This window comes from Bacillus sp. FSL K6-0138 (assembly GCF_037982765.1).
Taxonomy (GTDB): Bacteria; Bacillota; Bacilli; order Bacillales; family Bacillaceae; genus Bacillus; species Bacillus glycinifermentans.
In genome coordinates this window covers 2,253,054-2,270,786 of sequence record NZ_CP150286.1, presented here as the reverse complement: position 1 = coordinate 2,270,786, position 17,733 = coordinate 2,253,054, and the positions used below count along the sequence as shown (strand labels likewise).

The 17,733-nt window shown below is 40.9% G+C and carries 17 protein-coding genes, 1 tRNA gene and 2 pseudogenes; 7 read left to right on the top strand and 13 right to left on the bottom strand.

Translation table 11 applies throughout. The features are described 5' to 3' along the window. Window positions 1-636: 636 nt before the first annotated feature. The 3 genes from MHB78_RS12085 to MHB78_RS12075 all read right to left on the bottom strand — a co-directional run bounded on the left by MHB78_RS12085 (window position 637) and on the right by MHB78_RS12075 (window position 4,069). Window positions 637-1,458 carry a 3D domain-containing protein gene (locus MHB78_RS12085; RefSeq protein ID WP_046132877.1) on the bottom strand — a complete coding sequence of 274 codons (822 nt, stop codon included), beginning with the start codon at window positions 1,456-1,458 and terminating at the stop codon, window positions 637-639. A gap of 219 nt (window positions 1,459-1,677) precedes the next feature. Then, window positions 1,678-3,435: a DNA helicase RecQ gene (gene recQ / locus MHB78_RS12080; protein WP_046132876.1), complete on the bottom strand. Its 1,758-nt coding sequence runs from the start codon at window positions 3,433-3,435 to the stop codon at window positions 1,678-1,680. 115 nt (window positions 3,436-3,550) lie between these two features. Then, window positions 3,551-4,069, bottom strand: a complete 519-nt coding sequence (locus MHB78_RS12075; RefSeq protein ID WP_046132875.1) for a hypothetical protein — start codon at window positions 4,067-4,069, stop codon at window positions 3,551-3,553. A gap of 79 nt (window positions 4,070-4,148) precedes the next feature. Here MHB78_RS12075 and MHB78_RS12070 point away from each other — a divergent pair, with 79 nt between their 5' ends. The 3 genes from MHB78_RS12070 (at window position 4,149) to MHB78_RS12060 (ending at window position 4,820) form a co-directional block, all read left to right on the top strand. Then, window positions 4,149-4,295 carry a hypothetical protein gene (locus tag MHB78_RS12070; RefSeq protein ID WP_164918161.1) on the top strand — a complete coding sequence of 49 codons (147 nt, stop codon included), beginning with the start codon at window positions 4,149-4,151 and terminating at the stop codon, window positions 4,293-4,295. 163 nt (window positions 4,296-4,458) lie between these two features. Next, window positions 4,459-4,632 (top strand): YjfB family protein, encoded by a 174-nt coding sequence (locus MHB78_RS12065; RefSeq protein ID WP_082094181.1) that lies wholly within the window; start codon window positions 4,459-4,461, stop codon window positions 4,630-4,632. Between the two features lie 114 nt (window positions 4,633-4,746). After that, window positions 4,747-4,820 (top strand) — tRNA-Arg (locus MHB78_RS12060). Window positions 4,821-5,917: 1,097 nt separating this feature from the next. Here MHB78_RS12060 and cdiI read toward each other — a convergent pair. From cdiI to MHB78_RS12040, 4 genes and pseudogenes are all read right to left on the bottom strand, one after another. After that, window positions 5,918-6,307 (bottom strand): ribonuclease toxin immunity protein CdiI, encoded by a 390-nt coding sequence (gene cdiI, locus MHB78_RS12055; protein WP_046132873.1) that lies wholly within the window; start codon window positions 6,305-6,307, stop codon window positions 5,918-5,920. A gap of 1 nt (window position 6,308) precedes the next feature. Further along, window positions 6,309-7,967, bottom strand: a complete 1,659-nt coding sequence (locus tag MHB78_RS12050; RefSeq protein ID WP_082094184.1) for an EndoU domain-containing protein — start codon at window positions 7,965-7,967, stop codon at window positions 6,309-6,311. Next, window positions 7,953-8,650: pseudogene (locus MHB78_RS12045) on the bottom strand (LXG domain-containing protein); the annotation flags it as partial. The gene MHB78_RS12050 and the pseudogene MHB78_RS12045, both read right to left, overlap by 15 nt. Window positions 8,651-8,836: 186 nt before the next feature. Further along, window positions 8,837-9,607, bottom strand: a complete 771-nt coding sequence (locus MHB78_RS12040) for an alpha/beta hydrolase (RefSeq protein WP_046132872.1) — start codon at window positions 9,605-9,607, stop codon at window positions 8,837-8,839. Window positions 9,608-9,829: 222 nt separating this feature from the next. On the opposite strand from MHB78_RS12040, the gene MHB78_RS12035 reads away from it, so the two are divergent. Next, complete coding sequence (locus MHB78_RS12035) at window positions 9,830-10,411, top strand: hypothetical protein (RefSeq protein ID WP_046132916.1); 582 nt, start codon at window positions 9,830-9,832, stop codon at window positions 10,409-10,411. A gap of 69 nt (window positions 10,412-10,480) precedes the next feature. On the opposite strand, the pseudogene MHB78_RS12030 reads toward MHB78_RS12035, so the two are convergent. The 4 genes and pseudogenes from MHB78_RS12030 to MHB78_RS12015 all read right to left on the bottom strand — a co-directional run bounded on the left by MHB78_RS12030 (window position 10,481) and on the right by MHB78_RS12015 (window position 14,142). Beyond that, window positions 10,481-11,256, bottom strand: a pseudogene (locus tag MHB78_RS12030) (NmrA family NAD(P)-binding protein). Between the two features lie 804 nt (window positions 11,257-12,060). Next, window positions 12,061-13,421 (bottom strand): IS3 family transposase gene (locus tag MHB78_RS12025; protein WP_099047013.1). Its coding sequence is split into 2 segments (ribosomal slippage): window positions 12,061-12,950 and window positions 12,950-13,421, totalling 1,362 coding nucleotides; the frame shifts between segments, so codons are not numbered across the junction. Between the two features lie 101 nt (window positions 13,422-13,522). Continuing rightward, complete coding sequence (locus tag MHB78_RS12020; RefSeq protein ID WP_082094036.1) at window positions 13,523-13,738, bottom strand: CotD family spore coat protein; 216 nt, start codon at window positions 13,736-13,738, stop codon at window positions 13,523-13,525. 185 nt (window positions 13,739-13,923) lie between these two features. After that, window positions 13,924-14,142: a hypothetical protein gene (locus tag MHB78_RS12015; protein ID WP_046129513.1), complete on the bottom strand. Its 219-nt coding sequence runs from the start codon at window positions 14,140-14,142 to the stop codon at window positions 13,924-13,926. 159 nt (window positions 14,143-14,301) lie between these two features. Between MHB78_RS12015 and MHB78_RS12010 the strand changes: the two genes are divergently transcribed. Both MHB78_RS12010 and MHB78_RS12005 read left to right on the top strand, forming a co-directional pair. Continuing rightward, window positions 14,302-14,661, top strand: coding sequence for a YxeA family protein (locus MHB78_RS12010; RefSeq protein ID WP_046129514.1), 360 nt, complete (start codon window positions 14,302-14,304; stop codon window positions 14,659-14,661). Window positions 14,662-14,833: 172 nt separating this feature from the next. Next, entirely contained in the window at window positions 14,834-15,628 is a 795-nt protein-coding gene (locus MHB78_RS12005) for an SDR family oxidoreductase (RefSeq protein WP_046129515.1), read from the top strand. 34 nt (window positions 15,629-15,662) lie between these two features. Here MHB78_RS12005 and MHB78_RS12000 read toward each other — a convergent pair whose 3' ends face one another. Further along, on the bottom strand, window positions 15,663-16,493 hold the full coding sequence (locus MHB78_RS12000; RefSeq protein ID WP_046129516.1) for a pentapeptide repeat-containing protein: 831 nt from the start codon (window positions 16,491-16,493) through the stop codon (window positions 15,663-15,665). A 249-nt stretch (window positions 16,494-16,742) separates the two neighbouring features. On the opposite strand from MHB78_RS12000, the gene MHB78_RS11995 reads away from it, so the two are divergent. After that, the gene (locus MHB78_RS11995; protein WP_046129517.1) at window positions 16,743-17,105 is read left to right on the top strand and encodes a hypothetical protein; all 363 of its coding nucleotides are present in this window, start codon (window positions 16,743-16,745) and stop codon (window positions 17,103-17,105) included. Between the two features lie 248 nt (window positions 17,106-17,353). Here the strand turns inward: MHB78_RS11995 and MHB78_RS11990 are convergent, their stop codons facing one another. Next, window positions 17,354-17,608, bottom strand: coding sequence for a CotD family spore coat protein (locus MHB78_RS11990; RefSeq protein WP_231947352.1), 255 nt, complete (start codon window positions 17,606-17,608; stop codon window positions 17,354-17,356). Between the last annotated feature and the right edge of the window lie 125 nt (window positions 17,609-17,733).

The window sequence follows — 17,733 nt, the reverse complement described above, 5'->3', positions numbered from 1 at the left end:
GCTTATGCACCAATCAGCTTTCACTTGAATAAAATGTTCGCCAGGCTGCAAATCAATTCGCAGCTTCCTCCACCTTTGATTTTTCCCGTCTCAGCACCGTCAATCAACACCGAAAAATTTCTCATTTTATTGATATACTGCGATGTTCTGCTAATTTCAATGCAGGCCGCCCCACCATGCGTGCCTGCCGCGGACCTCTACGGCTCGATGGATTTGCATCACTTCTCGTTTACACATATTGACTCAGTTTGTTAAAGAGAATAGTGACAGTTCGGCTGTTGATGTATCCTTTTTCTCAAGCTTCAAGATTCAACGTATTTGTTCAATTTTCCTAATGCACCTTTACTTGTTATTTCGATAAAAGCAAGTAGCGGCTACTTGCTTTTGAGGTAATACATATAGCAAGCCAATAGGAAATGACATTCCCTCCTTTAGTCCGCCGCTTAAACCCGTATCAATCGTCTGGCTAACAATTGATAGATTGCACTCTAAGCTAATCAGGGGGCTGTAATTTGTTAAATATGGTGCAATGAAATGATCGATATCACTTTAGTGAGGACCTGTGCTGCTTGTTCATGAACATAAAAAAAGACACTGACCATCAACTATGTTCAGTGTCAAGGCGAAAATCGCTCTTTATTTTAATACTTTTACTTTAACGGTTTTGACGCCCCAATTTCTTGCGTCAGATTTGCTTGGAACAAATACGTCAATTTTGTTTCCTTTAATGGCTCCGCCGGTATCTCCCGCAGTCGCTACACCATAGCCTTCAACGTGAACTTTTGAACCCAGAGGAATCACGTTAGGATCGACGGCGATGACTTTGGCGTTCTTGTTGGCTTTCAAATTGATTCCTGTAGCTGTGATACCGGACATTCCGCCGTCATTAGCAGTATAAGCCGTTGCAGTAACTGTCAGCTCTTTTACCGCGTTTTGAGATGTATTTGATTGAGAAACTGTTTCTTTTTTAGCGGCCGGTTTTTGAACTGGTTCAGCCGGTTTTTGAGCTGGCTCAGCCTGTTCGGTTTTCGGTTTATGTTGAACCGCAGTTTTGGTTTCCGCAGCTTTTACTTCAGTCTGAACAGTTGCCTGCCCATCGACAGCAATTGTTGTATTCGGATAAATTATATCTGATTTGATGTCGTTCCAATTTTTGAGATCATTCACTGTAACGCCGAATTTTTGGGCGATTTTCCAGAGTGTGTCTCCCGCTTTAATTGTATATTGTTTCTTTTCTGTTGTTTTTTCTGAAACGTTCAGCTTCTGGCCTGGAATAATAACATCAGAAGCAAGCTGGTTCCAATCTTTTAGATCCTTCAGGCTGACACCTTGTTTCTGCGAGATTCCCCAAAGTGTATCACCTTTTTGGACTGTTACTTCTTTTGCAGAGGCACTCGCTCCGAATGCAGTTGACGACAGCGCCGCAACCGCAACAAAGGACATAAACGTCTTCTTCATAAGTAAATCCTCCCTTGTTAGCTTTTTATTGTCCGGCTAACAGGAGCAATCGTAACATATGAAAATGTCAATTCAATAACAAAACAATTTGTTTTTGATTACAGTTCTTTTACAAGAAACATTTTCCACGCCTGTCTAAGTCGTTATAAACCCAGTCATATCAACGGTTCTCCCGATCTTTCACTTTTCTAATAAAGAGATTTACCAAATACATTTTTATCATTCATTTTCGGCTTTATAGGCTTTTAGCTCCTGTAAAAATAAAGCGCCGTATTTTTGTCTTTTCTGCTCCCCTACTCCTTTGACATCCATTAATTCATCCTCGGTCAACGGCATTTTGCCGCTCATCTCCTTCAATGTTTCATCAGAAAAAACGACGAATGGAGGCACTCCCTGCTCCTGTGCAAGCTTGCGGCGCAGCGTTCTTAAACGCTCGAACAACCGGTCATCCTGAACAATTTGGGCGGTTTTCATCTTTTCTTTTCGGGTGACCTCTTCCCTTCCAAGCAATACGTTCCGCCCCTTATTTGTCACAAAAAGAACGGGGTATGTTCCGTCAGACATCCCTATGTATTCATCGGCAATCAAAAATTCTATAAAATCGCTGATCTCAAGAATGGTCTGATGCTTTAAAATACCGTACGTCGATAAATGCTGAAAGCCGTTTTCGATGACTTTTTTATTTTTAGACCCAGAAAGAACCTGTGCGACCATAGTTTTCCCGAACCTTTCGCCCATTCTCATCATGCAGGATAATACCATCTGCGCTTCTTTTGTGACGTCTGCTGCGTTTCTCGTATCAAGGCAGCTGCCGCACCTCCCGCAGTCTTCGGTCTGTTTTTCGCCGAAGTAACCGAGAATGAACCGTTCAAGACAGCCTTCTGTATGGCAAAAATCAACCATCTGTCTCAGCTTTTTCATTTCCTGCGCCTGCATGTCTTCATCGTCTGTAGACTGCTCGATTAAATCCTGAGGTGAAAACAACAGAATGCACTCACTGTCAAGACCGTCGCGTCCGGCGCGTCCCGCTTCCTGATAATAGCTCTCCATGTTCTTTGGGATCTGATAGTGGATTACATACCTGATATTTGTTTTATTGATGCCCATTCCGAATGCGGAAGTGGCTGCCATTACGCTGATGCTGTCATTTAAAAAAAGGTCCTGCTGGCGCTCCCGCTCTTCATCATTCATTCCTCCGTGGTAGCACCCGGCGGCTATCCCTTTTTTCAAGAGATTTCCGGAAATTCTTTCAGCCTCGCGTCTAGTCGCAGTATAAATAATCCCCGCTTCAGAGCGGTTTTTTTCGATATAGGATTCGATGAACCGGTCCCTGTTTTCACCTTTTACGATTTTAAACGTCAGATTGTCTCTGGAAAATCCGGTGTAAACGGTGTTTTCTTTTTGGATGCCGAGCTGTTCGCAAATATCTTCATGAACTTCAGGCGTTGCGGTCGCCGTTAGTGCAAGCACGACGGGACGGCTTACGAGCGAGCCTAAAAAGCTTTCAATATTCCTGTAGCTCGGCCTGAAATCGTGCCCCCACTGCGAGATACAGTGGGCTTCATCTATCGCCGCAAGCGGAATATGAAGATTGGAAATCACACGGATGAATTCCGGGGAAGTTAAGCGCTCCGGTGTGACGTAAAACAGCTTGTACCCGCCCTCTCTTAAGATGGAAAGACGTTCCTCAACCTTGCGGGTATCGAGTGAGCTGTTGACGTATGAAGCTTTGATCCCAAGCTCGTTTAAGGCATCCACCTGGTCTTTCATCAGTGAAATTAAAGGGGAGATCACCAGTGTCGTACCTTCCAAAAGCAGAGCGGGAATCTGATAGCAAATCGATTTGCCTCCCCCTGTCGGTATAATGCACGCCGTATCCCGCTCTTCTAAAACGGATTGAATGGCTTCCCGCTGTCCCGGCCGCAATGACGGATAGCCAAAATAACGCTGTAATAATGATTCGGCTTTCTCTAACATTCAACTGAAAACCTCTCTTTTGCTAGTCTTCTTCATGTGCCTCCATCATATCATATTTGTGACGGCAGATAATCATCCTGGGAAAAATCGCAAAATGAAGAACGAAAAAGATATTTTAAAAGGTTGAAGCCATTTTACTCGCTGATCTGAGGGTTTCAGCCGCTTCGCTGCAAAGGCTTCTGTATTCTAAAGCACTGTCGGAACTGATCTCGCCTGTAGCCATAAATCTCAAATTCCACAGCTCTCTTAATTCCGACACCGCTTCTTTCGTGATCCCTCCTTGTTCATAAAGCGTATCGATGACATGCAGCACACCCTGACTGCCGGAATCCGATTCCAGTCTTTTGGCGGCCTCACGCAGCGCCTCCTCAACCTCGGCCCATGCGCTTTCGACCACGGCTTGCGGCGGATTATCGGCCTTTATCGACACCAGAGCACGGTTTCTTTTGCCGCGTGCCGAAGCCAGCGCCTGAACACGCATGCCGAATTCCAATTCGAAATCTTTATATTTTAATTTGATAAGTTCCTTCAGCCGTTCGGATACAGGTTCCTTTAAGAGCCATACGATCGTTGCCAATGTAACGGGCCACGCTAACGACTGGACCATCGAAGATACAAACTCAAGCCAATCCATGAATCAGCCTCCCATATCGTTTTTTTTTAAAAACAGACGAAATTTTGCGAAAGAAGAAAAAGAATACGGAGTGTTTTGCATGTGGATCTTCATTGTACTGCTCATCATGTTGACCGGATTCTCCGGAACGATGATCACGATACTGAGAACAATGGTGAAACAAAACAATAGAATCATTGAGTTGTTGGAGGAAAAAATGAAACGGCCGGATGAGAAAAGGCGCTAGACGGTACATTTGCGAGATCTGACTGCTGTTTCAGCAAGTCCGCCAGCGCTTTTCCAAATCTATACTATCATGCCGCATCAAAAAATTGAATATTCAAACGATTAAATGTGAATTAAGACCTCCCTTCATTCAACCGATATTACATGGTAAGGAGGTGGTTTTGTTGGATATCGCAGCTTTATCGGTGGCTATGAGTCAATCCTCGCTGGCCCAAAACGTGAATATTTCACTAACGAAAACAGCTATGGATACCGCCAAGCAAAATGCGGAACAATTGATCGACGCAATACAAGCGCCCCACCCTGTTTCAGGACATCATATTGATCTGAAAGGCTAAGGTGGAAAAGCATGCATTCAGTCAGGCTGGATGCACGCTTTCTTCTGAAAAACGAAAAAAATTGAATTTTCCCCCTTTATTTTTTCATTGCTTTATACTATAATATTGTTCTGTGTCCCAGTAGCTCAGGTGGATAGAGCAACAGCCTCCTAAGCTGTGTGTCGGGAGTTCGAATCTCTCCTGGGACGTATTCAAAGATGAGAGTCAAATCCTTGGTATTTAAGGGTTTGGCTTTTTTTATTTGTGATTTCGGTCGGGTTATCATGGATCTTTGATCATTTTGGCAGCGGATTTATTTCAGAAAGTAAATAAATTACTCGTTTTAAACAACATTTTTCGAGAACAATTGTTTCCATTCGATTTTTTATCCCCATAAGTTTTTTATAAGCGCTGCTTCTTTTTTTTTCATTTTTTAACGAACGCTACCCTGTCAAAGTAGTTAATGCTTCTAAACAAATATATTCGATTCCGATAACCTCCTTTACTTCAAGGAACTTTGAATTGTACATCTGAATGACTGAGTTGGACGGCAATTCGCCAACAATGCTCCATTTTATTACATCGATTCAGCACCTGGATTGAAGGTTTCCAAACAAACTCGAACCAATGATCTCTTCCTTACCATCGAAGTCGTCATTAAAAATTTTAAAACCTTGCCATCTACTATTTGATTAGCCATTTTTAACATGGTTTTTGTTCCTATTCTTTAAGGAGATGAAAAGCATGAGAGACGATAACCATAAGGATCACAATCAAATGAACAGTTATGATGCTGCCGGAATTAGAAACCAATCATAGCCGTGTAAAAAGGCAAGCTTGATCTGTCTCAGATCGAATATATATAAACTGATCATAAGTGAGGCTATGGAGTTTAACAACACGGTGTAGTTCGCCGAGCAGAAATCAGGGAAATCATTTATATAGAGAAGGAAAAATCGATTATATAAATCAGATTCGGAAGGTTTTTCATATCGTGGATTGAAAAGGAGACACCAATCTCATTAAATTTGGGGATGTTGTCGATGTGGAAATGAAATAGACACTTTCCTGAACTAAAGATGCAACAAATGTCTCCTTTTCAATTATAAACATTTTTTTGTAAAATCAAGTTGTTGGTTAAGGAATTTAAAATGTGGGAGTGACCAGCGGGATGTATATTCCACCATTCATGTTCTCCGCAAAAGTTATTTCAATTACAATTATATGATGTGCATCATACTTATCACCTTTTCTTCTAACTGGGCATTCTAAATTTATAAAAAGCCCTCTGTTTAGAGGGCGAATTTCAATTTTTGATATTATACTTTTCTTTAATTTTCGATAAGTAATGATGTACTTTATTTGTTTGTTCAGGGTGTTTGAAGCTATAAAATTCACATGATACTTTTAAATATTCATACAACTCATCATAATTAACAATATCACAAGCGTCGTCTTCGTCGCCGGAATAAAATAAAACTTTGTTTTCTCCAAAATAACCTTCATCATCTTGTTCATATTCATCTGAATAAATTACTCCATGGTAATCATGACGTTCTCCATCTTTACTTATGAAATCTTCTAAGTGTTTCAGAAATGATCCTCCATTGACGTATATATTCAATACGTCAATGACTGCTCCTTTACTTAAATTATTTTCTTGCATTTTATCGATAAATTCTTCATATTTACTCATATTAATTCCTCCATTCTAATACCGGAAAAGCATTTTCTATTTCGTCAGTTTCTACATTCTTTATCCCTTCAAATTTTAATTTTTTACCATGGTAGTCTGCTTCTCCTTGTATTATTAACTTATTTTGCTTTACTAATCTAATTATCCTTTCATTTTTTATACCGTCTTCCATAGCTTTTTTACTTAAATCAATGATTTCATCGTTTGAAATAATTTTTGGATCATACACTGTTTTTTTATAAACTCTATTTTTATTAGGTAATATCTTATGCTCGCCAGTTCCATTTTTACCCGTGTAATCCATTTTTTCGCATTTTACTTTATATTCTATATCAAAAATCCCTTCTATATCTGGATGTTTCTTTTTAACAACAGATTCCAACTCATATTTGTTAGAATTACTATTAAAATATTTCTTGAACTCATCATAATTATGCCCACCGCTAATCCCGTTACGTTCAGTAAACTTGTTAATTATTCCTGTTGTATGTTCAACGTAGTAACCTTTTTTATATTTAAGTTCGCTTACCTTTTTAGCTGCCGGTTCATGCTTCTCAACCTTAAGAATCGGCTCATTTGTCTCTGGGTTTGAAGGTCTATTTGGATTTTTAGCTTCTCCGCCAGACGCACTCTTAGGCGTCTTTTGGATGCTGTCCTCCCCAGAAGCTTTTCCAATGCCTTTAACGCCTTTCTGGTGATCAACAGACTTCTTGATCTGCTGAATCAAATCATGTCCATTCTTTTGTAATTGAAGCACATTTATAGGGACATTGCCAGCTAAAAGAAGCTCACGGGCAAGCGGATTGGGGATTTGTCCTAGCTTTGACGCCCCTTTTTTGATCAGTTCTCCAACTTCCTTGGCGTCCTTTACGACTTTTCTACCTGCTGCCTGTCCAACTTTTCCAGCGCCGTTTATTCCTTTTTTGATTCCGGATACCGCCGACTTGCTTATTCCTTTCCCTGCGGTTTTTCCAACTTTTCCAACCTTTGATGCGACAGATCCGCTTTTTGCTACAGCACCGCCGCCGCCTGATACGAATAAACTGGCGACATTTAAAGTAAAGTAAGTTACATAGTGCGACCGTGAATATGTATCTCCATGTATAAAGTTTTTATCCCAGCTCTCTTTTACCTCGTTCCAGGTAGAATCCCAAGCCTTTTTGTAGTCGAATTCAAAAACGGTATTTATCGTTTCTTTTGGATCCAAAAGAAGGTCTGCTCCAAATTTTCCTATTGCCAGAAGTCCTTCTCCCGTTTCCTTCAAAAAATCATATTTTGCTACTTCTTGACCTTTGAAGTGGTCATATACAGGACCTAAATATTTTTCCCCTGCCTCATCAACAGGGGCTAAAAATTCTCCGACTGCCTTCTCTGCATCATCTACACCGGATAAAAAACCTTCATAAGCACCGTCAATCGTATCCTTCAGATTATTTACGGTCGCTTGGAGAGGATTCTTCCAAAATTCAATGGTTTTCACATGCTCCAGTTGTTCAGCTGTAAGGTTGTTATAACCAATCTCTTTAGCGATTTTAAGATATACATCATCATCTAATGTTTTATCAAGTTTTTCCTTCAACTTAGAAATTTTGATATCATGTTCACTAACTTCGCTAATCTCTTTTTCAAGCTTTGATCTCTTATCAAGTTTATCTAACATGACTCCCATCGCTGTCTCTTGATTCCCGCTCAAAGTATCCATCTTATCCGGCTTTAAAATCGAGCCTTTTTGATAGCTGGTGATTTCAATTTTAGGACCTGTATACATTTTTTCAAGCCTGGTTATGTACCTCTGCATCGTCTCAAGGTCATTTTCAGCTGTTTTGAGGGCGTTTGTCTGTTCTCTGTCAAACGTATGTAGCTTCTCAATTGTTTGATTGATGTCTTTCAATGCTCTTCTATTCTGTCCGTGAAAATCATTGTCATTCAAATCCGGTAAATCAACAATATGGCTGACTTTTGAAATCGCGGCATTGGCTTTGGACACCAAATGTTTCGTTGTTCGATCAGCCGCGTTCAAACCTTGCTCCAATTCGTGATCGAGAAAGGATTGCGAAATATATCCGTTGTGATTCGGCTCCAAGGAATTCAATGCATTTTTAATTTTTTCAATGCCGATTCGTATTCGTCAATGAAAGTTTCGTAGAACTGAAGAAACGGAGTGTGGCATTCTTCGTAGAAAGCACGAATCACGTCTCCCCCTTTTCCTTTTAAAGCATCGTCAAGGGATGTGATGGCTTCAACGCTTTTTTTGATTTTAGCCATTTCATCTGATTGCTTTTTTAACTGTTCCAGCGTATGGTCAATTGCTTTGTGCAACGCCTGAACGTCTAAAGTTTTCATGACATTCTCCTCTAATACTAAAGTTACAATCAGTATAGAGTTTACCACTTTATAGAAGGGAATTGGTGGATAAATCCTGCTTATCCATGAAAATGAATCTTAGTGATTAGGCCTTTAAACCCACAAGAAGGAAGGGAAATAGCCCGGCTTGCATAAGTAAATCCAAGAAGATTCCGCCCTTAGGCTTTAAAATATTGTATCAATTACTGTATCCCAAGCTGTTGAAGTAGGATCAATGATTTTAAAATGTTCCACATCTGGCAGCACAACTAAGCTTATATTGCTGCCCATTTCTATTGCCTTTGAATAGTAATTTTCACTTAACTCTACTGGAACATGCCGATCTAATACACCATGAATTAAAACATGATCTATTTTCATTGGTAACAACTCAATTGGAGAAGCAACTTTATATCGTTCAGCCACCTCATGCGGAGCCCCACCCATTAGTGCGGATACATGACTTTTCATCCCTTTTTCTTTGTGAAATTCCCACATTTTTTTTAAGTCAGTTACTCCAGCCAAACTTATTACTTTCTTAATGGACACAACTAATTCATTAAATGTTTGGTCTGATTTTGCTGCAGATCGAGAGGCTAACCAAAGCGCTAAATGACCTCCTGCCGAATGGCCGACAATCATTATATTTGATAGGTCTAAACGATAAGGTTCCTTTAATTGTAATAAATGATTTATAGCGTCAATTACATCATTAAATGTCCCTGTCCAACCTCCTCCTTCTTCCCCAACTCTACGATATTCAATATTCCAAGTGGCATACCCCCTGCTAGTTAAATCCTCAGCAATAGGATTGTTTTCTTCTAAATCATATCTGGATTTCCAAAACCCTCCATGAATCATAACGACTACCGGGCATCGTTCTTTCCTTTCCGGCAACCGTAATACCCCATATTGTGAGCGGTGTTGACCATAAGAAATATTAACTTTATTAGACATCGTTTTCCCCCCTTCAAATTGAAACTTGAACTTTGTTTACCTGAGCAACTTTCAATTCAATTATTGGAAACTGTAAATTTATTTCATTTTAAAGTTTTTATGCAAAAAAAGACATGTTTTTCATTTTATTAATGCTATGATTTTTCAAGCCTATTGAAAAATGGGGAAATCCAGCAAGGGAGTGGTGTTATGTTTAAGACAAAGCTCAAAAAAACAGTGGGAATGGGTATCGTTGCAGCAGCCTGTTTCATTTCTGCATTGCCGGCCAGCACTGTGTCGGCAAAAGAAAGGAACGATTATACGATAGAATCGTTTCACTATGTAACAGTGGATGGAAAAGACGTGGATTCCCAGATCAACATGAGTAATAAAGCCGACAAAGACATAAAAGTAACCATGGTTCTGCCTGAACAGAATCAAGCTGGCGATTGGCTTGCATATGGCTTTACGAGCAGGAAAAGTTTGCAGGCATTTATCGAAAAAGACAAACAGAGGCTTCAGGACAAATTCAAGATCACAGGCTCCGGTCCTTGCTGTACTGATTTCTATGAATATAAAAATAAAGGCGGACAGTATATTTATTGGAGAGACGGGTTTAAAAACCTGCCTTCCAGCTGGAACGACAGAATTTCCTCTTTGAGTACGGCGTCACCTTCTTCAAGCTATTCGACGACGCTGTGGGAGCATACTTCAACTCAAGGGTATGGAAAAGGAGTCTTGTTTAGACATTCCGATTGGTACGGGAAAACGGCTAATATGGCTTCGGATTGGGATAACAAGGCTTCGGCGATCGAAATCAAGTAACTGGAGAATCCCGGAAGTCTCAAAAATAAAGCCGGCCTCTGTCGACATGAACAAAGGCCGGTTTTTCAACTACTCTGTTATTCCGTCTACGATTTGAGTCAGCGCCTCGCTGATCGGCGTAAGTGGACGTCCGAGAAGTTTTTCAAAATCGCTGCTCTCGACATCCAAAGCCCCGCCCCGGATGCCTTTTTGAATATTCACGAGCATCGGGATGAGAAAATCCGGTACGCCGGCACTTTTCATGATATCGGCATATTGAGCGTCATCAACCTGCTGAACCGGTACGTCTTTGCCCAATACGCCGCCAAGGGCAGACGCCAGTTCCTCCTGAGTCAATAGCCTGCCTTGCCGCTTCCTGCAGATGTCACCCAGGGAGCTCCCGCCATCACACCCTGAATGCTTGACGCCTCATTTTCCAAATACCAATTGTTTCGTAAAAATGAGTAAGGAATCCCTGTTTTTAATATCGCTTCTTCCGCGGCAACGTGCGGAGGAGCAAGGAACATCGCGCTCTCGCTGGCATTGGCTATACTGGTATAGGCGATGAAGCCTACTTTTGCCCGTTCTGCTGCCTTTACCGCATTTGTATGCTGGCGAATCCTCGTTTCATTATCTCCGTCTGCAGAAATGATCAGCAAGCGGTCGACCCCTGCAAAAGCGGAATCCAATGTTTCCGGACGATCAAAATCTCCTTGGCGGATTTCCACTCCGCGCTCCTGCAATCCTTCCGCTTTCTCCGGATTGCGGACGCTAACGGCCAACTGGCTTGCCGGCACAGTTTTTAACAGCGTCTTTACCACCTTTGACCCGAGTTTTCCTGTTGCTCCGGTAACTAACATTTTCATTGCAGATTCCTCCATTTTCCATTGTAATTAAATGATTGAGCACATATGTATATCATCATGAGCTTTTATTGACTTGTATTAAAAATCCCTCTTCTTTAGCAGCCCGATTAACCTGTTGACCTGTTACACGCCTTTGTAACCATTATAGTTACAAAATGATTTCATATCAATAGCCAAAAGGATAAAATCGTTTTCCTCATTATGATGAAGAGTTGTGAAGCATCTGTTGTGGTCGTCATCGCCCCAAACTGAAATTTTATTCACCTTTTGCCATTTAGCAGAATAAAATATTGTGAGTCTCTGGCATGGCATATTTTATAAATTGAGGTGTCTTATACAGCATCTTTTTGATGAGGATTGGTTCACAATATGAAAAAAGAATAAAAACAACATTTGTGAATATGCTAAAGTAAGAACCTCTTGGCACCCTCTAACACCGATTACAGCGATCGGTGTTTTTTTAAGCTGGAAATAAGGTTTCCCCTGTTCATTACCGCTTAACAGCATCATCAGAGGCAACCATATCGTACTCTCATATGACCCAGCTCTTGCCGCACCCTTTGCAATATCACTTTTACATTCTCTTTTCAGCTTCGTAAACTTTGAACCCGGCCCTTACTTGATGCCGGTTGCATCTCCCTTATTCCATCATTCATTTACCTTAAATGCGCTTTTTATTTTTTCGTTGTTTGAAACCTTTTTTTTTAAGATAATGGGGAATCACCTGTACAATAAGGAATGAAACTTCAACTTAAAAAAAGCATCCGCTTGAAGTGACCCCCAAAAGTTAGACAGCTTATTTTCTCAAGTAACATGACTGGCATGAATCCGGTATTGTACTGGGCTCATGCCTTTTAATTTTGCCTTGATCCGTTTGTGATTATAGTAATCGATATATGTTACGAGCTCTTGTTTAAAATGCTCGATGCTTTGAAATTCGTTGAAATGGATAAACTCTGATTTTAAAATACCAAAGAAACTTTCAATGACCGCGTTATCGTAACAGTTTCCCTTACGAGACATACTTTGAATAATATTTCGTTCCTTTAGGGCGTGGCGATACTGTTTCATTTGATAGTGCCAGCCCTGATCGGAGTGAATCAACAGATTTTCTTTATCTGTCAGCTGTTCAAATGATTTTTCCAACATCTCGGATACCAATGAATACGTTGGCCTGGATCCAATTGTATAAGCAATGATTTCGCCATTAAATAAATCAAGCATTGGCGATAAATAGAGCTTCTCCCCAAATAATTTAAATTCCGTGATATCTGTTACCCATTTCATCTTCGGCTTTTCCGCCTTGAAATTCCGCTCTAGCCTGTTTGGTGCCACCGTGCCGGTTTCTCCTTTATACGAACGGTATTTTTTCATCCGTACGAGACATTTCAACCCCAGTTCCTTCATGAGGCGATATATTTTTTTATGATTCATTTGATATCCCCGGTTTTTAAGCTCGTCGCGTATCCGGCGGTACCCGTAACGGCCTTTATGTTCATGATAAATCGATTGAATCAGTGTTTTTAATTTGGCATCTTTGTCTGGAAGACCGAAGGTTTTGACCCAGTAATAATACGTACTGCGCGGAATTCCAGCCAGTTTAAGCAGGGCTTTTACCGGAAATTCAGTCCTTAGTTCAAATACTACTTGGGCCTTTTCTTGTTTTGTAATTTTTCCTTGTTTTGAACTAAGGTATTCAACTTTTTTAAGTAGGCATTCTCCATTCGCAGACGTTCAATTTCAGCCTGCATGGCTTCCACTGATCCTTCTTGCGGTGTTTGTTTCTTCGTTCTTTTTTGATTTTTCTTTGTCATTGACGGCCGCCCCTTTTTCATCGGTTTTAGGGCATCGATTCCTCCGGTTTCGAACAGTTTCTGCCATTGAGCCACCGTAGAAGGTGCTTGAATATTGAAGATGGCGGCTGTTTCACGGATCGACGTCCCATTTTCGATCATATAGTGAAGTACCTTCAGTTTATCTTCTACAGAATAGGTTGTATAGAGTTTTTGAAACGCACTTTCTCCATGGTAATGGTATTTGCGAATCCATACCTGAAACACACCTGACGAAACACCGATCTCTCTGGCGATTGTTTTATGCCCTTCCCTACCCGCAAGATACCTTTTGACCGCTTGTATTTTTTCCTCAGCTGTAAATTTAGCCATAAAAAACTGCACCTCCGATTGTTAGATGGTGTCTAACAATTGGGGTGCAGTTCACTTAGATGCTTTTTTGGATGAGACTTCATACAATTTCATTCCCTTTACTAGCAGCAAGGCGCTCCGCAATGTGTATGATGGTGTGTGACCGGATCAAAACTGGAGTATGTGTGCGGATAGTAATGAACATGCTCGAAATGGTGATGGTTCACATTCGTAGTGTGCTGGGGATGAATATGAGGAACCATCGTTTCAGAAAATGTATGATGTTCGCAGCAATGAGTAGGATGAATGATCGGCGGTAAGACATTGCAATGATACATGAATCACATTCTCCCTTCTTTTTTCTGTTTGTTTTCACTATTAAGCTATGTTCATATGTATGTATATGTACTATTACAAACACCTAAAATCCCAATGGTCACCGCCCATCCTGCTGCCTTTTTGCATGACGAAAACTTGTTTTATCAAGCAAAGTTATCTCATATCCATTTTCCGTGTCCGTTAGTTAGCTTCCTTCTCCCCAATCGACAATGACGTCATTCGAATGAATATGCAGCTCTGCTTTTGTATCAAAATGAACGACAAAACCTCTAATCAGCCCGAAAAACTTGTTTTTTTCGGTAATCTTCACCACGACAGCACCGTCTTTAAATCCCGGGGGATGGCATCCTTTCCCTACAACATATGTATTTGAATGAACGGTGATCGATTTTATTGACTTCATATCATTCCCTCTCAAGTCGAGAGGACAAAGCCTCTCCTTTTTCTGTAATCAAACGTTTAACAGCAAGCTGCTCCTTACATAGGTGTAATGAAAATGTAAGCTAAATCAATAGTTCCGCGCGCCAGTTTTAACGTATGATGGCTCCTGAGGTGATAAATAATGAAATTTTTTCTTGGAATGATCGCCGCAATATTAATCATTTTCGGAGGCGGGTATTTGTTTTACTCGACGTATTATTCAACGGAAGATTATTATGTGAAAATTACGGCAGATCCTGAAATCGCGAAAGAAAAAGCTGATGATGGATATACAGACATTACGTATACTTATTATACTACCGGTTATGATAAAACTGGAAAAGCAAAAAAACTGAAACTTTCTTCCGGAGATCAAATGAAGAAAGGTCAATATTATCTCATTCGTTGGGAAAACAGAAGAGAGATCGTATCAAGCAAGGAAAGAGTAAACGAAAGAGAAATCGATCAAGGCATTGTAAAGAAATTGAATCAGCAGCCGTAATCCCCCTCCAGGTTTTGCCGCCCTCCAGGAGGGCTTTTTGATGTCAGGTACAAAAAAGTGCCTATGGAACAAAAAAGTGCGTACTACCGCAGATTGCTGTTCTGTATCATAATGGTGGCAGTATGATCCGCTGAATTTTTGTTTATAAATAAGAGGAACGGAGGAATGTATGATGGAACTGAATCTGCAGGGAAAAAAGGCGTTGGTCACAGGTTCTACGTCAGGAATCGGTCAAGCGATTGCCGCTTCCTTAACGAAAGAAGGCGCGTCTGTCATCATCAACGGGCGGCGGGAAGCAACCGTCAAACAAACGATAGACGGGTTGAAACAACGCTATACAGGAGCCGTCCTTTATCCGGCCGCTTTTGACCTCGGCACGGAAAAAGGATGCAATGAACTATTTGAGGCGTATCCTGAGATCGATATTTTAGTCAATAATTTAGGGATTTTTGAACCTGCTGATTACTTTGATATTCCGGATGATGAATGGTTTCGCTTTTTCGAAGTGAATATTATGAGCGGTGTAAGGCTTTCGCGTAAGTATTTGCAGAACATGATAGAGAAAAAGGAAGGCCGGGTCATTTTTATTGCGAGTGAGGCGGCTGTGATGCCTTCGCAGGAAATGGCGCATTACAGTGCAACGAAGACAATGCAGCTTTCCATTTCCCGAAGCCTGGCAGAGCTTACAACAGGCACAAATGTAACAGTAAATACTGTGATGCCGGGGTCAACCTTAACCGAGGGAGTCGAAACGATGCTGAACTCTCTCTATCCAGGGGAACATCTTACGGTCGAAGAAGCGGAAAAGCGCTTTATGAAAGAAAATCGTCCGACTTCGATTATTCAAAGGCTGATCCGGCCGGAAGAAATTGCACACTTTGTCACGTTTTTAAGCAGCCCGCTTTCCTCCGCGATCAACGGCGCGGCGTTGCGGGCAGACGGCGGACTGGTCCGCAGCGTCTTTTAAAAACCTCTCCCTTCGCGGGAAGAGGTTTTTTTACTCAATCAGCCGCTTTCCAATGATCAGGAACCCTTAATGCCGGCGGCAATTTTGTATGCCGGTCACCCTTCGCCGCATTGACCTGGGCCTGCGTAAGAAACATGCTTTCGGATAGGTCGGCGCCGCTTAAGTCGGCATCCCGAAAGTCAGCCCCGATCAGATCAGCCATTCCCAGATCGGAATTCTGTAGATCGGCGGCTATCAGGACGGCGCCTCTCAAGTTTGCTCCCCTTAGGTCAGAACCTCTTAGTTTAGCACCTATGAGGATGCTTCCACGGCCGATTTTTTTCAGATGTTTTTTGTTCGGTGATTTGGCACGTACGATTTCACTCGTCCGCAAAAGAACATCGTTCACCTTCGCTCTATGTGCAGACACATCGATTTGCAAAATGAATTCCTTGCTCTGTTTCGTCAAACGTTCCGTCTCATCAAGGATCGCAAGCGCATCCCGGTGAATTGATTGCGCTCTTTCTATTGAAAGGACTTCATGCAAATACCAAAGCATTTCGTGAAGCTGCTGCATAATGGGAAATACGTTAAACATTTCTTCCGCCAGCTCAGGGTTGTTTCGCCAGTCCTTACCTTCATATGTGACTTGTGACACCTTTTGGCCGGCGCCGAAACAGTCATAAGCGGTACAGCCGCGAAATCCTTTATTTCTAAGATCTTCGTGTATCGCACACCGGAAATTCGATTGTAAATGACGGCAAGGTGCACCGCCGTCTTTATCAAACGCAAAATCAGCGGATTTCGCATACGGCAGCGCTACGCAGCACAGTCCGAAACAATTCATGCAATCTGTCCTTACCTCATTCGGCATCGTGTCGATCATGATGTTATACTTCCCCCTTTCACGGGAACCTTCAATCGTTCTCTCTTATTATATATGAAGGTTTTCTATTTACCTATTATCTTTTAAAGCAGTAATGCATTCGACTGAAAATATTCGGAGGGCAGATGGTTGACACTGCACTCTCAAAACCAGTTACCAGCCTGTTTTTCCAATATATTTAAAACGCACAATCTCTTTCATATAAAGGGCATAGAATATACAGACAAATGAGAAAGGAGGGAATGGCTGATGAGCGAATACGAATACGATAAGAAGAAGCACGAGGACTATTACTGGTTCAAATGTAAGAAGGTTTATTATAAACCTGAACATGATAAGAAATACTGTGATTATGACTATGATCACAAGAAGAAGTATGACTATGATTATGACTACGATCATAAGAAGAAGTATGACTATGATTATGACTATGATCATAAGAAAAAGTATGACTATGATTATGACTATGATCATAAGAAAAAGTATGACTATGATTATGACTATGATCATGACAAAAAGTACGATTATGATTACGGTTACGAATATGACAAAAAACACCATTATAAAAAATATTATTTTAAGTGTGAACCGTATAAGAAATATTATTACTAAAAAATTAATTACAGTTTTATTCAAGTTCGGTCTCCCCTGTTTGCATCGTAAGAGACGTAATCTTCGGCGGCTGTTCTTGAGGAGGGTGCACAAAGCACCCTCCTTTTTAAGTTTGGCCATCTTTTGCACAGCATTTCTACGAACTTGTCTAACTTTATATCCCAGTGAAAAGCACCCCGAAGGGGTGCTTTCCTCTGAAATGATATTCAGATCTGTTTAGACATTCTTTTTTAAGAAAGTCCAAAAAGTTAATACCGCTCTTCTTTGTGTTTGCGGTTGCAGGGCTTTCCGTGATGTGAATGGTAATGTGACTCAGGCTCGTATTTGGAATAAGTGGTCGGATAGTAATGAACATGCTCATATTTGTGATGCTTTACTTTGGAAATATGCTGCGGATGAATATGAGGAATAATTGTTTTGGAATACTCATGATACTCACATTTCCTTGTAGGATAGACGATAGGACGCGCTACATACGGTTTGCAGTAATCGTGATCATACATGGACATTCTCCCTTTCTTTCATTTAATGCTTTCTCACTATTAAACTATGAGAATGAGAGACAACATGTACTAATAAAAAGAACCAAAATATTGGATAAAAAGGCTGTTATCCTTATTTTTTAATA

Excerpts from the sequence above, each read along its gene's own strand:
- MHB78_RS12085 (WP_046132877.1), bottom strand. The coding sequence starts at position 1,458 with ATGAAGAAGACGTTTATGTCCTTTGTTGCGGTTGCGGCGCTGTCGTCA.
- recQ (WP_046132876.1), bottom strand. The coding sequence starts at position 3,435 with ATGTTAGAGAAAGCCGAATCATTATTACAGCGTTATTTTGGCTATCCG.
- MHB78_RS12075 (WP_046132875.1), bottom strand. The coding sequence starts at position 4,069 with ATGGATTGGCTTGAGTTTGTATCTTCGATGGTCCAGTCGTTAGCGTGG.
- MHB78_RS12070 (WP_164918161.1), top strand. The coding sequence starts at position 4,149 with ATGTGGATCTTCATTGTACTGCTCATCATGTTGACCGGATTCTCCGGA.
- cdiI (WP_046132873.1), bottom strand. The coding sequence starts at position 6,307 with ATGAGTAAATATGAAGAATTTATCGATAAAATGCAAGAAAATAATTTA.
- MHB78_RS12050 (WP_082094184.1), bottom strand. The coding sequence starts at position 7,967 with ATGTTAGATAAACTTGATAAGAGATCAAAGCTTGAAAAAGAGATTAGC.
- MHB78_RS12040 (WP_046132872.1), bottom strand. The coding sequence starts at position 9,607 with ATGTCTAATAAAGTTAATATTTCTTATGGTCAACACCGCTCACAATAT.
- MHB78_RS12035 (WP_046132916.1), top strand. The coding sequence starts at position 9,830 with ATGGGTATCGTTGCAGCAGCCTGTTTCATTTCTGCATTGCCGGCCAGC.
- MHB78_RS12020 (WP_082094036.1), bottom strand. The coding sequence starts at position 13,738 with ATGTATCATTGCAATGTCTTACCGCCGATCATTCATCCTACTCATTGC.
- MHB78_RS12015 (WP_046129513.1), bottom strand. The coding sequence starts at position 14,142 with ATGAAGTCAATAAAATCGATCACCGTTCATTCAAATACATATGTTGTA.
- MHB78_RS12010 (WP_046129514.1), top strand. The coding sequence starts at position 14,302 with ATGAAATTTTTTCTTGGAATGATCGCCGCAATATTAATCATTTTCGGA.
- MHB78_RS12005 (WP_046129515.1), top strand. The coding sequence starts at position 14,834 with ATGGAACTGAATCTGCAGGGAAAAAAGGCGTTGGTCACAGGTTCTACG.
- MHB78_RS12000 (WP_046129516.1), bottom strand. The coding sequence starts at position 16,493 with ATGATCGACACGATGCCGAATGAGGTAAGGACAGATTGCATGAATTGT.
- MHB78_RS11995 (WP_046129517.1), top strand. The coding sequence starts at position 16,743 with ATGAGCGAATACGAATACGATAAGAAGAAGCACGAGGACTATTACTGG.
- MHB78_RS11990 (WP_231947352.1), bottom strand. The coding sequence starts at position 17,608 with ATGTATGATCACGATTACTGCAAACCGTATGTAGCGCGTCCTATCGTC.